Genomic DNA, 12,123 nt, shown 5'->3' on the forward strand with positions numbered 1-12,123 from the left:
TAATTTTTTATGATTTTTGAGTACTATTAATTCCAAAAATGATAGAACGTATTATGAGAGAAAATGACATGTTAGAAAAAGAAGAGATTTTTTCTAAAGTATTACGAGCAGGAAGAAGAACTTATTTCTTTGATGTGAGAGCTACCAAAGCTGATGATTATTACATTACTATTACCGAAAGCAAAAAATTTACTGAGGAAGATGGTTCTTTTCACTTCAAAAAACACAAAATCTACTTATATAAAGAAGATTTTAGTGCTTTCTCCGAAATATTAGAAGAAATGACTTCTTATGTTTTAAACCACAAAGGAGAAGAAGTTATTTCTGAAAGACACCAAAAAGATTTTAAAAAAGAATACAGCTCTGAAAAGGCTGAAACCCAAAGATCTAGTTTTACAGATATTGATTTTGACGATATTTAATCAAAATCATCTACATATAATAAGAGTCCAATTTGTTCTGCATTTTGGACTTTTTTTTAGTTTAGAGGTTAGAAGTTATGAGTCAGTAGTTAAATATAAAGTTGCTTAAACTGCTTTAACTTTAACACTTGACAATTAATAAACTCTTACTTATAACCCTTAAATTATAACTCTTAACTCACAACTTATAACATCATAAAAAATGAAAAAATTAATTCTTCTTTTAAGCTTCCTTTTCTTCGGAATTTCTCTTTCGGCACAACCTACAGAATATGAAACAAAAAATAATGTTCAATATTATAATGCATCAGTAAATAAATCAGACAAATACATTAGCGAAAGATGTGTTTTAGATATTTATTATCCTAAAAATAAAACCGGATTCGCAACAATCGTTTGGTTTCACGGCGGCGGATTAACTGGCGGAAGCAAAGAAATTCCGGAAGCGTTAAAAAATAAAGGTTTTGCTATTATTGGCGTAAACTACAGACTTTCTCCAAAAGTAAAAGCGGCAAAATGTATTGAAGATGCGGCGGCGGCGGTTGCTTGGGCTTTTAATAACATCACGAATTATGGTGGTGATAAATCTCAGATTTTTGTTTCTGGACATTCAGCGGGAGCTTATTTAAGTTTGATGATTGGTTTAGACAAAAAATGGCTTCAGAAAGAAAACATCGACGCCAACTCAATTGCAGGACTTATCCCATTTAGCAGTCAATGCATTACCCATTTTGAGATTAGAAGAGAAAATGGAATTCCAGAGAAACAGCCAACAATTGACGAATTTGCTCCTTTATATCACGTTCGTGCAGATGTTCCGCCAGTATTGTTAATTACAGGAGATCGTGAACTGGAAATGTTGGGCCGTTATGAAGAAAACGCATACATGGCTAGAATGATGAAACTGGTTGGACATACGCAAACCAAACTTTATGAATTAGACGGCTACAATCACGGAATGACAGAACCTGCTTTTCCGCTTTTGGTTAATGAGGTCAACCGAATTTTAAAAGAACGTAAAAAATAATCACTAAATAAAAATCCACGGCAATGGAGACACAATTATTAATTATACCAGGACTTGGAGATTCTGGAGATAAACACTGGCAGACCTTTTGGCACAAAAAATTCGAAAATTCAATTCGAGTTGTGCAAGATAATTGGGATGAACCTATTCGTGCAGAATGGCTTGAAAGATTAAACGACTATATTTCAAAATTAGATAAACCAACGGTTTTGGTAGCGCATAGCTTAGCCGTTTCATTGGTTTTGCATTGGGCAGAAAAATACAATAATCCAAACATTATTGGTGCCTTTTTGGTTGCGCCTGCAGATGTCGATTCACCGGAACATACACCAGAATGCACGAGAAATTTTTCGCCAATGCCAATTTACAAATTACCTTTTCCATCGGTTGTGGTAGCAAGTGAAAATGATCCTTATGCTGCATTCGAAAGAAAAAAATACTTCGCAGAAAAATGGGGAAGCGATTTTGTTAATGTCGGAAAACAAGGTCACATCAATTCCGATTCTGATTTGAAATACTGGGAAGAAGGACAGGAGATATTACGTGAGTTTCTTTCTAAAATAAATTAAGAGTATTCAGTGGTCAGATTTTTAGTGATCAGTTGTCAGGGTGAGCGGAGTCAAAGCCCATTCCAATAGGAACGCCCTTCTCCCGAAGCTTCGGGATCGCTCAGGGTGACAATTCTATTCAAAACTAGCAATCAACCAAAGACTGACCACTAAAAAACTGAACACTGATCACTAAAACCTACCCAATCCTCAATCCATTTTCTATTTTAAAATCGGGAGCTAATAAAATTACATCTCCCTCCTCGCCTACAGCTCCGAGAACCAAACATTCACTCATAAATTTTCCAATTTGTTTTTTCGGGAAATTGACAACCGCCACAATCTGACGATTTACTAAATCTTCCTTTTGATATCTTTTGGTTATTTGTGCCGAAGATTTTCTGATACCTATTTCAGAACCAAAATCAATTGTCAGCTGAAAGGCTGGTTTTCTGGCTTCGGGAAAATCATTTACTTCTATAATGGTTCCGATACGCATGTCGGTTCGCTCAAATTCATTCCAAGTCAAATCCATATTTATTCTTTTATTACAAACCTATAAATTTTGTAATTAATGCGCCTAATTCTATAACCCATTTGTTTTACTTACAATCTAATTTTACTAGAGAAAGGATTAAACTAACGTAAAAAGATATAAACATGGAACATACTGAACCAAATGCATGCATGTCAATTAAAGATTTTGAATCTAACTTAAAACAGGTTCATACTGATAAATACATAGAGGTCGCGCAAAATGTAAGACTATATGTAAAAGATTACGGTCAGGGAAAACCGGTGATTTTGATTCACGGTTGGCCACTTTCTAATGAAATGTGGGAATATCAAATAGATCATTTAGTACAAAACAATTTCCGCGTAATTGCCTACGACCGTCGCGGATTTGGTAAATCGTCTCAACCTTGGGATGGTTACGATTATGATACTTTGACAGATGATCTTCAAGAAATTATCGAACAATTGGAATTAACAGACGTAACACTTGTCGGATTCTCAATGGGTGGTGGCGAAGTTGTTCGTTATTTTAGCCGTCATGGCGGAAAAAATGTTACTAAAATTGCTCTAATTTCTTCAATCATTCCTTTTCTTTTAAAAACACACGATAATCCTGATGGACATCCAAAAGAGAAAAGTGAAAATACAGCAACTGCGCTTAAAGAAGATCGAATCGGATTTATAGATAATTTCGGAAAAACATTTTTTGGCGTTAATATCATCAATAAACCTTTAAGCACTCCTTTATTGGAATACTATAGAGCTTTATGCTCTGCAGCCTCTCCTCGTGCCACTTTAAAATGTGCCGAATCATTCTCTTTTACAGATTTTAGAGATGAATTGGATTTTATAAAGGTTCCAACTCTAATTATTCATGGAGACGACGATAAAATCGTACCTATTGATCTTACTTCTAGAAAAGCAGCAAAATCAATAGCAAACAACACTTACATCGAATACGAAGGAGCGCCACACGGCTTATTTTATACCGACAGAGAAAAACTGAATGAGGATTTATTGCAATTTCTGAATTCGTAAAAAATAAAATAAAAAAATATCCAAAGAAGCAAGCTAATATAGCTAACTGCTTCTTTGGATATTTTTATTGTTGTGCTCTTTTATTTACAGATTTTTAAAGCTATTTTTGAGAATCAAATTTGAAATAAAATGGCACGAACAGAATCAACAATGCTTCCACTAGGAACAATTGCTCCTGAATTTTATCTAAAAGATACCAATTCAAATCATACTTTTTCTTTTGAAGATTTAAAAGGTTCTAAAGGCACTTTGGTGATGTTTATCTGCAATCATTGTCCGTTTGTGCATCATGTTATTACAGAAATTGTAATGATTGCCAATGATTACCGTGTGCAAGGCCTTGGCGTAATTGCGATTTCTAGCAATGATGCTGTAAAATATCCTCAAGATGGTCCAGAATTGATGACCGATTTCGCTATGGAAAATAAAATCGATTTTCCTTATTTATATGATGAAAGCCAAGAAACTGCCAAAGCTTATCAAGCGGCTTGTACGCCAGATTTCTATTTATTTGATAGTCAAGACAAATTGTTTTACCGTGGCCAGCTAGACGATTCAAGACCTGGCAACGGAATTCCACTTAGCGGAAGCGATCTTAGAGGCGCTATCGATGCCTTGATTTACAACAGAAGTTTAAAAGAACCGCAGAAACCAAGTTTAGGCTGTGGCATAAAATGGAAGTAATTACGCATTAATTTTAAAAAGATTTTGTATCTTTGCCCCTCAGTTTAGTCATCTTTATGAGAAATATAATACCATCTACAGCCTCTATAAAGCCGTTTTGCATAGCAAAACCGCTTCTTGCTGTAATTATTTCGCATAATAAGGCCTTTATTTTTTAGGCCTCCGTCTACTTCACTTTTTCTTCTTTTTGACGGAGGATTTTACCAGATTTTAAACATTTTATTTATTTGACAAAATCAAATTGGTCAGATATTTTTTTGTTTTTCGCCATTTTAAAGATTTCAAAAACAATATTAAAAGCTTCGCATCAGCTTTTTTACAAACATTCGCATATAAATTAGTATAACAATAAAATTCAGATAGATATGAAACCAATACCCACTTTCTGCAAAGCAGATTATCAATTTTTAAGAGAATTGATTTTAAAAAATAAAAATGAAACGAATACAAAAGAAGCCAATCAGCTTTCACAAGAATTAGATCGTGCCGTAATTAGCAAGGAAAGCGATTTAAATTCGGTGATTCGCATCCATTCATTTGTAACGATCGAAGACGTAAAAGCTGGCAAACAAATGAAAATTCAGATCGTTTTGCCTTCTGAAGCAGATATAAAACAATCTAAAATCTCAATCTTGGCACCTCTAAGCGTTGCTATTATTGGTTTTAAAGAAAATGATCAGGTTGACTGGGAATTGCCTGCTGGTATTAAAACGTTAAAAATTGTCGCTGTAGACAATACTGAAGTACATCACTCCTAAATTTTTAAACACCTCATTTGCATGACGGTGTTTTTTTATATCTATCTGAAAACAAAAAAACTGTTCGATTGAGCAGTTTTTTTGTTTTTAAGCACATTATAATTGTGAATGAATATACTTGGTAATCGATGCCATTTTCACATCATCCAATTTTGCTTTTTTCTGCATGCGTACTAGAATTGGTGCCCAATCTTCTTTAGAAAAATCTTGTGGCTCATACAATTTATGACATCTTGCACAACTGTTTTCATAAAGGTTTTTGCCTTCTGCTAATTCTGGCGTTAAATCTACCGCAGGAGCTTTTTCTTCAACTGGAGCTGCTACTGGAGTTGCTGCAACCGCGGTCGTTTTTTTTGTTCCGCATGAAGCCAAAGCAAAAGCCAATCCTGTTAGGATTATATATTTTTTCATCATCTTTGTTTTTTAGTAAATATAAAAAAAATCCCATTCGGCATGCGAATGGGATTACTTATAAAGACAATTTAAAATTGATCTAAATTCTTATTTTACGTCCATTAATTCAACGTCAAAAATCAAAGTTGCGTTTGGCGGGATAACTCCTCCTGCACCTGCTGGTCCGTAAGCTAAATCAGATGGAATTACAAAACGAGCTTTGTCTCCAACTTGCAATAAAGCAATACCTTCGTCCCATCCTTCAATAACTTGTCCAATTCCTAATTTGAATTCGATTGGTTTTTTACGTGGGTAAGAAGAATCAAAAACTTTTCCATTTTCTAAAGATCCTTCGTAGTGAACAGAAACCGTTTTTCCAGCCTCAGCTTTTTTACCGTCTCCTTTTTGAATCATTTTGTAACGTAAACCTGTTTCAGTTCTATCAAAACCGGCAGCCAATTGTTCCATTTTTGCTTCAGATTCTGCTTTTAAAGCTGCTTCTCTTTTTAGACGAGCACCTTTTAAACCGATGAAAGCTTCAATAGCATTCCATTTTTGAGCTTCTTCACCAACTCTGATAATCTCAACAGACTCTAAGTTATCACCTTGAGCAACAGCATCAACAATATCTTGTCCTTCTACAACGTGTCCAAAAACACTGTGTTTATTATCCAACCAAGGAGTTGGAACATGCGTAATGAAAAACTGAGAACCATTACTTCCTGGCCCTGAGTTTGCCATAGAAAGAACTCCTGGACGATCGTGTTTTAAACTTGGGTGAAACTCGTCATCAAATTTGTAACCTGGATCTCCTGTTCCTGTTCCTTTTGGGCAACCACCTTGAATCATGAAATCTGCAATAACTCTGTGGAAAGTTAATCCGTCATAGAATTTTTGTCCTTGAGGTTTTACTTTGTTTTCCATATTTCCTTCTGCAAGAGCAACAAAATTTCCTACAGTTCCTGGCGTCAAATCGTGTGTCAATTTTACTAAAATTGAACCTTTGCTAGTATTGAATTTAGCGTATATTCCGTTTTCCATGTTGTTATTTTTAATTTGAAAGCAAATTTACAAATTAATTTTTTAATCAATTTGTGCTTTCTGCTTTTTAGATTTATAAGTAAGTCCGTAAATTGTTAACGATAGCGCAGATAAAACCATACAGCCAATTGTTACGGCATGCCATCCGCCTAATTTCCAAAGTAATAATCCATACGCAGATCCTGCGGCTGTTCCTAAAAAGGTAAGCGACATAAATACGGTATTTAGTCTGTTTCTGGCTTCTGGCAATAAAGAATAAACGCGTGTCTGGTTTGAAATGTGAACGCCTTGAATTCCGATATCAATAAAAACAATTCCGATTGCAATTCCAATTACGCTTTCAATGGCAAAATAGAAAACCAAGAAGCTTATTAAAATCAATAAACAGCCATAGCCTACTGCAATTCTAGAGTTTCCTTTATCTCCAAGTTTTCCAACCAAAGGCGCTGCCAAAGCTCCAGAAGCACCAACAATTCCAAATAATCCAATTGTAGCACTATTGAAGTTAAACGGCTCTCCAGAAAGCAATAAAACCATTGTAGTCCAGAAAGCTCCAAATTGAGCAAAACTGAAAACATTGATTGCTGTTGCTTCGCGCAGAACTGGCTGTGTTTTTATTAGTGTAAATAGCGACTGAATTAACTGTCCATAAGTTCCTTGAAATTGTGGTTTGTTGTACGGAAATTTACTTTGAATGACGAAAAAGATCAAAAGGCAAATTCCGGCCGCGATATAAAACATTGACCTCCAACCTAAAACCTGACCGATAAAACCGCTTAAAGTTCGCGAAAGCAAAATTCCGACAAGAAGTCCGCTCATGATAGTTCCAACCACTTTTCCTCGCTGTTCTGGCGCGCTCAAAGAAGCTGCCAAAGGCAAAATAAGCTGTGGTACAATCGATGTGATTCCGATTAGCAGAGAAGCAATCTGTAAAACAAGAAAACTTTTGGCTGTTGCTGCAATCAATAAGGCAATTACAGTAGCAAAAGTGGTCATTAAAATTTGCCTTTTACGTTCTATTTTATCGCCAAGCGGCACCATAAAAAACAGTCCGATAGCATAACCTGCCTGAGTTAGATACGTTATGGTTCCGGCACTTGCTTCTGGAATTTTAAATTCGTTGGCGATTAAGACAATCAAAGGCTGGCAGTAGTAAAGATTTGCAACTATAAGACCCGTGCAAACTGCCATAAACAGTACATTAGTTTTTGATAAATTCATGCTGCAAAAATACCAATCTAATCTTTAGCAAAACTTTAAAAAATATATAAAATTTTGTTTTTTGAACCATATAAGTCATATAAGTTCATTTAAAAAAGCTTTCGTGAAAATTTAAATGTTTTTTATAAACCATATAAGTCATGTAAGTTTATTTAAACTAAACTCTTAAATTCTCTTATATGACTTATATGGTTTATTTTTTTAATTTAATAGTTTAAAAAATCTTCTCTTGCAGGACTGAAAACATCTGTTAGCATTCCTGTTTCCAGACACACTACTCCGTGAACAGCATTTGGCGGAATGTAAAAACTATCTCCTTCTTTTAAAGTTTGTGTTACACCGCTAATGGTAACATCAAACTTTCCGCTTGCTATATACGTTACTTGCGAATGATAATGATCGTGCAAAGCCCCGATTCCTCCTTTTTCAAAATGCACATTTACGAGCATTACTCTTTCGTCAAAAGCCAAAATCTTACGCTTAATTCCTTCACCAACTACTTCCCATTCGATTTCGTCTCCTTTTATAAATTCTTTGCTTGTTGCCATTTATTTTTATTTTTTAATTTTTTCGAAGTCTTTTTTCATCAATGCTAATCCATCTGCAAGATTATTTTTTTCGAAGTAATTTTCTAATTCTTTCAATCTTTTAACATTATCGTATTTAAGTCCTGAATTCAATTTTCTCTGACAATTTGAACATAATCTAAGCGTGTGTTCATCTGTTTCTGACAAACTATTTGTCCCATTCATTACACAATTAGCATCAATGCAATGATGTAAACCAAACATGTGCCCAATTTCATGAGAACAGATTTTTAGCAATCTTTCTAGACATAAATTAAAATCAGCTCCCTTTAAACTTTTATCCTGCATTCTATAAATTGAACTTACTGCAATTCTATCTCTATATGATGCCAAACCAAAAACAAAACTCCATTCTGGTTTAGGGTACAAATCTACTTCGGTCAACGCCATTAATCCAACTCCATTTTGCGGTTTTTCCTTTTTCAAAACACTATCTAAAATAAATCCTGCCAAAAATTGTTCATTTTCATCTGGACCAATTCTTCTAGCATGTTTCGGAATAATATCATTTGAAACATTATTCAACGTTTTAGTTTCCAATTGAAAAAATATTTTCAAATATTCCTCAACCAATTTAATTTGTTTGGTTTGCAGTGAATCAAATTGACCTATTGGCTGGAGATAAATAATATTATTTTCTTTTGTTGGGATTAAATGTTTTGAATTTAGAAACTGCTCAAAAGTCTGCCCCCGTTCCTTGTGAGAATACAGCCAGTCACCTGGTTTAGGAGGGTAGAGTTTAATGTCATTTTCCGAAATATTTTCAAAATAATCATTCTTGCCATTTTTAGAATTACAAGCGAAAAAAATCACAAAAACCAAAAAAAGAAGTTTCTTCATAAAGAATAACTAGATTAAGTTTTTCGAAATAAAATCCCAGCTCGATTGTATGGACTCAAAAGAACTTGACGCAAAATTATTCTCCTGTTCTACAAAAAAATGAACCATTCCAGATTGTTTTGCGGCTTCGAAAAATGGTTTAAAATCTATTGTCCCCGAACCAACTTCAGTATTTAAATCGTTATTCTTTTTGTCTTTATCTTTTACATGCCACATTTTAAAGCGTCCGGGATTTTCTTTAAATAGTTTTAAAGGATCATTTCCTGAATGAATTACCCAATATAAATCCAACTCAAAATAAACCAGATTCTTATCGGTTTCCTTTAATAAAATTTCATAGCCTGTAACTCCATCGTATTTTTGAAACTCAAAATCATGATTGTGATAAGCCAGTTTTAAACCTGCTTTTTCACACATTTTTGCAGCTTCATTTACGCGCGCTGCAATCTTTTTATAATCTTCTATATTTCTTCTGAAAGGTTCATCAACCCAAGGAACTGTTAGAAATTCGCTTTTTAGAACTTTCGCAGCTTCAATTGAAGCAATTAATTCTGTAGTGTTACCATCATACAAAAAACTTCCTAGATTATAATGTCCGCTAACTGCTTTTAAACCATTTTCGTCCAAAATCTTTTTTAATTCTTGAGGCGTTAATCCCCAAAACTGATCTTTGGTAGAAAAACCGTATGTTTCAACATTGGTATAACCGGCTTTAGCTACTTTTTCTAAAGTTGCTTTTACACCTTTAGTAAGTTCATCACGAAGCGTATACAATTGTAAACCTATTTCTTTATTTTTCATAGAAAATGCAAATGATGGTGAAGCCAAAACTGCTGTAGTGGCAAGACCTGTGGTTACTATAAAATTTCTTCTGCTAATCATTTTATGATATAAATTTCAGATAGTAAATATATTATAAAAATTGATTCTTAAAGTTTTTAGCTAAATTGTAATTGCGAAGATTTTATTTTTTTAGAATGGCAATTAGATCTTTCCTTTAATCAAAAGGGTAGTTGTTTGAATCTGGAATTTATATTAATTCTTTAAAAATAAACTTTTCGTCATAATCAACTTCAAATTTTTCAAGAAAGCTAATGTATTCTTCTTTAAAAGATTTTCTTTTATGATGCTGCTCCTGAAGTTCTATATAATTGATAACTGCACTTAATTGTGATTTACTGTATGAAAAGGCACCGTATCCTTCCTGCCATTCAAAATGAGTTGCTGTGAATTTATTTTCGTTTATCCATTTCGATGAATTCTGTTTGATAGTCTTCATTAAATCTGATATAGATTGCGCTGGTCTTATTCCGATTAATATATGTACATGGTCAGCCATGCCGTTTATTCCCAGAAGTTTATGATTATGATTTTTAATAATTCCAGAAATATATTTATATAATTCGTTTTTCCAACTTTCGTGTATTGCGGCTTGTCTATATTTTACAGCGAAAACAAAATGTATGTGTATTTGTGTGTATGTGTTGGCCATGTTTGTTTTTTTATATTAATTAATTGAATAGGTCGTATTGTCAAATATATTAAAAAAGAAAGAATATTCTTTCTTTTTTTGCTGTGTGTTTAATCCCTACGGGATATTAGAATTGGGATAATGTCTATATTCTACCGATATGTGATTCCTAACGGAATATTTAACTATTAGGATTTCCCGTAGGAATAAACGGGATGTTTTGCCCCATAACAGAATATTTAATTATAGGAATTAGAAACAAACGGAATATTTTTGATCCATAACAAAATATTTAATTGTGGCATTCCGCTAGGAATCAGATATCGGTAGCCCGCATAATGTTTATTGATTTTTTTTTGTCCCCGTAGGGACTATATCAATTTGCCGTATAATCCCTACGGGATATTAGGATTGGAGGCAATGTCTATTTTTCTACCGATATTTGATTCCTAACGGAATATTTAACTATTAGGATTTCCCTTAGGAATAAAGGGGATGTTTTGATCCATAACAGAATATTTAATTATAGGAATCCGTTAGGAACAAACAGAATATTTTGATCCATAACGAAATATTTAATTGTGGCATTCCGCTAGGAATCAAATATCGGTAGCCCATAATGTTTATTGAATGTTTTTTTTGTCCACGTAGGGACTATATCAATTTGCCGTATAATCCCTACGGGATATTAGGATTGGAGGCAATGTCTATTTTACCGATATTTGATTCCTAACGGAATATTTAACTATTAGGATTCCATTAGGAATAAATGGGATATTTTGATCCATAACAGAATATTTAATTATAGGAATCCGTTAGGAACAAACGGAATATTTTGATCCATAACGAAATATTTAATTGTGGCATTCCGCTAGGAATCAAATATCGGTAGCCCATAATGTTTATCGAATGTTTTTTTGTCCCCGTAGGGACTATATCAATTTGCCGTATAATCCCTACGGGATATTAGGATTGGAGGCAATGTCTATTTTTCTACCGATATTTGATTCCTAACGGAATATTTAACTATTAGGATTTCCCTTAGGAATAAAGGGGATGTTTTGATCCATAACAGAATATTTAATTATAGGAATCCGTTAGGAACAAACAGAATATTTTGATCCATAACGAAATATTTAATTGTCGCATTCCGCTAGGAATCAAATATCGGTAGCCCATAATGTTTATTGAATGTTTTTTTTGTCCCCGTAGGAACTATATCAATTTGCCGTATAATCCCTACGGGATATTAGGATTGGAGGCAATGTCTATTTTTCTACCGATATTTGATTCCTAACGGAATATTTAACTATTAGGATTTCCCTTAGGAATAAAGGGGATGTTTTGATCCATAACGAAATATTTAATTGTGGCATTCCGCTAGGAATCAGATATCGGTAGCCACCATAATGTTTATTGATTTTTTTTTGTCCACGTAGGGACTATATCAATTGCCGTATAATCCCTACGGGATATTATGATTGGAGGCAATGTCTATTTTCTACCGATATTTGATTCCTAACGGAATATCTAATTATTAGGATTTCCCTTAGGAATAAAGGGGATGTTTTGATCCA

14 protein-coding genes are annotated in these 12,123 nt (G+C 33.8%); 6 read left to right on the forward strand and 8 right to left on the reverse strand.

Features of this window, described 5'->3' with window-relative positions:
* The first annotated feature begins 53 nt into the window (after positions 1 to 53).
* The 3 genes from EG814_RS10165 (at position 54) to EG814_RS10175 (ending at position 2,018) form a co-directional block, all read left to right on the forward strand.
* Complete coding sequence (locus EG814_RS10165; protein WP_125721757.1) at positions 54 to 422, forward strand: PUR family DNA/RNA-binding protein; 369 nt, start codon at positions 54 to 56, stop codon at positions 420 to 422.
* A 202-nt stretch (positions 423 to 624) separates the two neighbouring features.
* On the forward strand, positions 625 to 1,449 hold the full coding sequence (locus EG814_RS10170; protein WP_125721512.1) for an alpha/beta hydrolase: 825 nt from the start codon (positions 625 to 627) through the stop codon (positions 1,447 to 1,449).
* A 23-nt stretch (positions 1,450 to 1,472) separates the two neighbouring features.
* Positions 1,473 to 2,018: an RBBP9/YdeN family alpha/beta hydrolase gene (locus EG814_RS10175; protein WP_125721514.1), complete on the forward strand. Its 546-nt coding sequence runs from the start codon at positions 1,473 to 1,475 to the stop codon at positions 2,016 to 2,018.
* A gap of 178 nt (positions 2,019 to 2,196) precedes the next feature.
* Here EG814_RS10175 and EG814_RS10180 read toward each other — a convergent pair whose 3' ends face one another.
* Entirely contained in the window at positions 2,197 to 2,532 is a 336-nt protein-coding gene (locus EG814_RS10180; protein ID WP_125721516.1) for a tRNA-binding protein, read from the reverse strand.
* 125 nt (positions 2,533 to 2,657) lie between these two features.
* On the opposite strand from EG814_RS10180, the gene EG814_RS10185 reads away from it, so the two are divergent.
* From EG814_RS10185 to EG814_RS10195, 3 genes are all read left to right on the forward strand, one after another.
* Complete coding sequence (locus EG814_RS10185) at positions 2,658 to 3,551, forward strand: alpha/beta fold hydrolase (protein ID WP_125721518.1); 894 nt, start codon at positions 2,658 to 2,660, stop codon at positions 3,549 to 3,551.
* Between the two features lie 129 nt (positions 3,552 to 3,680).
* Positions 3,681 to 4,235: a thioredoxin family protein gene (locus EG814_RS10190; protein ID WP_125721519.1), complete on the forward strand. Its 555-nt coding sequence runs from the start codon at positions 3,681 to 3,683 to the stop codon at positions 4,233 to 4,235.
* 365 nt (positions 4,236 to 4,600) lie between these two features.
* Positions 4,601 to 4,993 carry a GreA/GreB family elongation factor gene (locus tag EG814_RS10195; RefSeq protein WP_125721521.1) on the forward strand — a complete coding sequence of 131 codons (393 nt, stop codon included), beginning with the start codon at positions 4,601 to 4,603 and terminating at the stop codon, positions 4,991 to 4,993.
* A gap of 96 nt (positions 4,994 to 5,089) precedes the next feature.
* Here the strand turns inward: EG814_RS10195 and EG814_RS10200 are convergent, their stop codons facing one another.
* The 7 genes from EG814_RS10200 to tnpA all read right to left on the reverse strand — a co-directional run bounded on the left by EG814_RS10200 (position 5,090) and on the right by tnpA (position 10,567).
* Positions 5,090 to 5,404 carry a lipoprotein gene (locus tag EG814_RS10200; protein ID WP_125721523.1) on the reverse strand — a complete coding sequence of 105 codons (315 nt, stop codon included), beginning with the start codon at positions 5,402 to 5,404 and terminating at the stop codon, positions 5,090 to 5,092.
* A gap of 90 nt (positions 5,405 to 5,494) precedes the next feature.
* The gene (locus EG814_RS10205) at positions 5,495 to 6,427 is read right to left on the reverse strand and encodes a peptidylprolyl isomerase (RefSeq protein WP_125721525.1); all 933 of its coding nucleotides are present in this window, start codon (positions 6,425 to 6,427) and stop codon (positions 5,495 to 5,497) included.
* 42 nt (positions 6,428 to 6,469) lie between these two features.
* Positions 6,470 to 7,618, reverse strand: a complete 1,149-nt coding sequence (locus tag EG814_RS10210; protein ID WP_235830951.1) for an MFS transporter — start codon at positions 7,616 to 7,618, stop codon at positions 6,470 to 6,472.
* A 236-nt stretch (positions 7,619 to 7,854) separates the two neighbouring features.
* Positions 7,855 to 8,196 carry a cupin domain-containing protein gene (locus EG814_RS10215; RefSeq protein WP_125721529.1) on the reverse strand — a complete coding sequence of 114 codons (342 nt, stop codon included), beginning with the start codon at positions 8,194 to 8,196 and terminating at the stop codon, positions 7,855 to 7,857.
* 6 nt (positions 8,197 to 8,202) lie between these two features.
* Entirely contained in the window at positions 8,203 to 9,075 is an 873-nt protein-coding gene (locus tag EG814_RS10220; RefSeq protein ID WP_125721531.1) for an archaemetzincin, read from the reverse strand.
* Positions 9,076 to 9,084: 9 nt separating this feature from the next.
* A complete protein-coding gene (locus EG814_RS10225) occupies positions 9,085 to 9,957 on the reverse strand; it encodes a sugar phosphate isomerase/epimerase family protein (protein ID WP_125721533.1) in 873 nt (290 codons plus the stop codon).
* A 148-nt stretch (positions 9,958 to 10,105) separates the two neighbouring features.
* Positions 10,106 to 10,567, reverse strand: coding sequence for an IS200/IS605 family transposase (gene tnpA / locus EG814_RS10230; RefSeq protein ID WP_125721535.1), 462 nt, complete (start codon positions 10,565 to 10,567; stop codon positions 10,106 to 10,108).
* Positions 10,568 to 12,123: the final 1,556 nt, after the last annotated feature.

It is taken from the genome of Flavobacterium ustbae, assembly GCF_003946915.1.
GTDB classification, from domain to species: Bacteria; Bacteroidota; Bacteroidia; order Flavobacteriales; family Flavobacteriaceae; genus Flavobacterium; species Flavobacterium ustbae.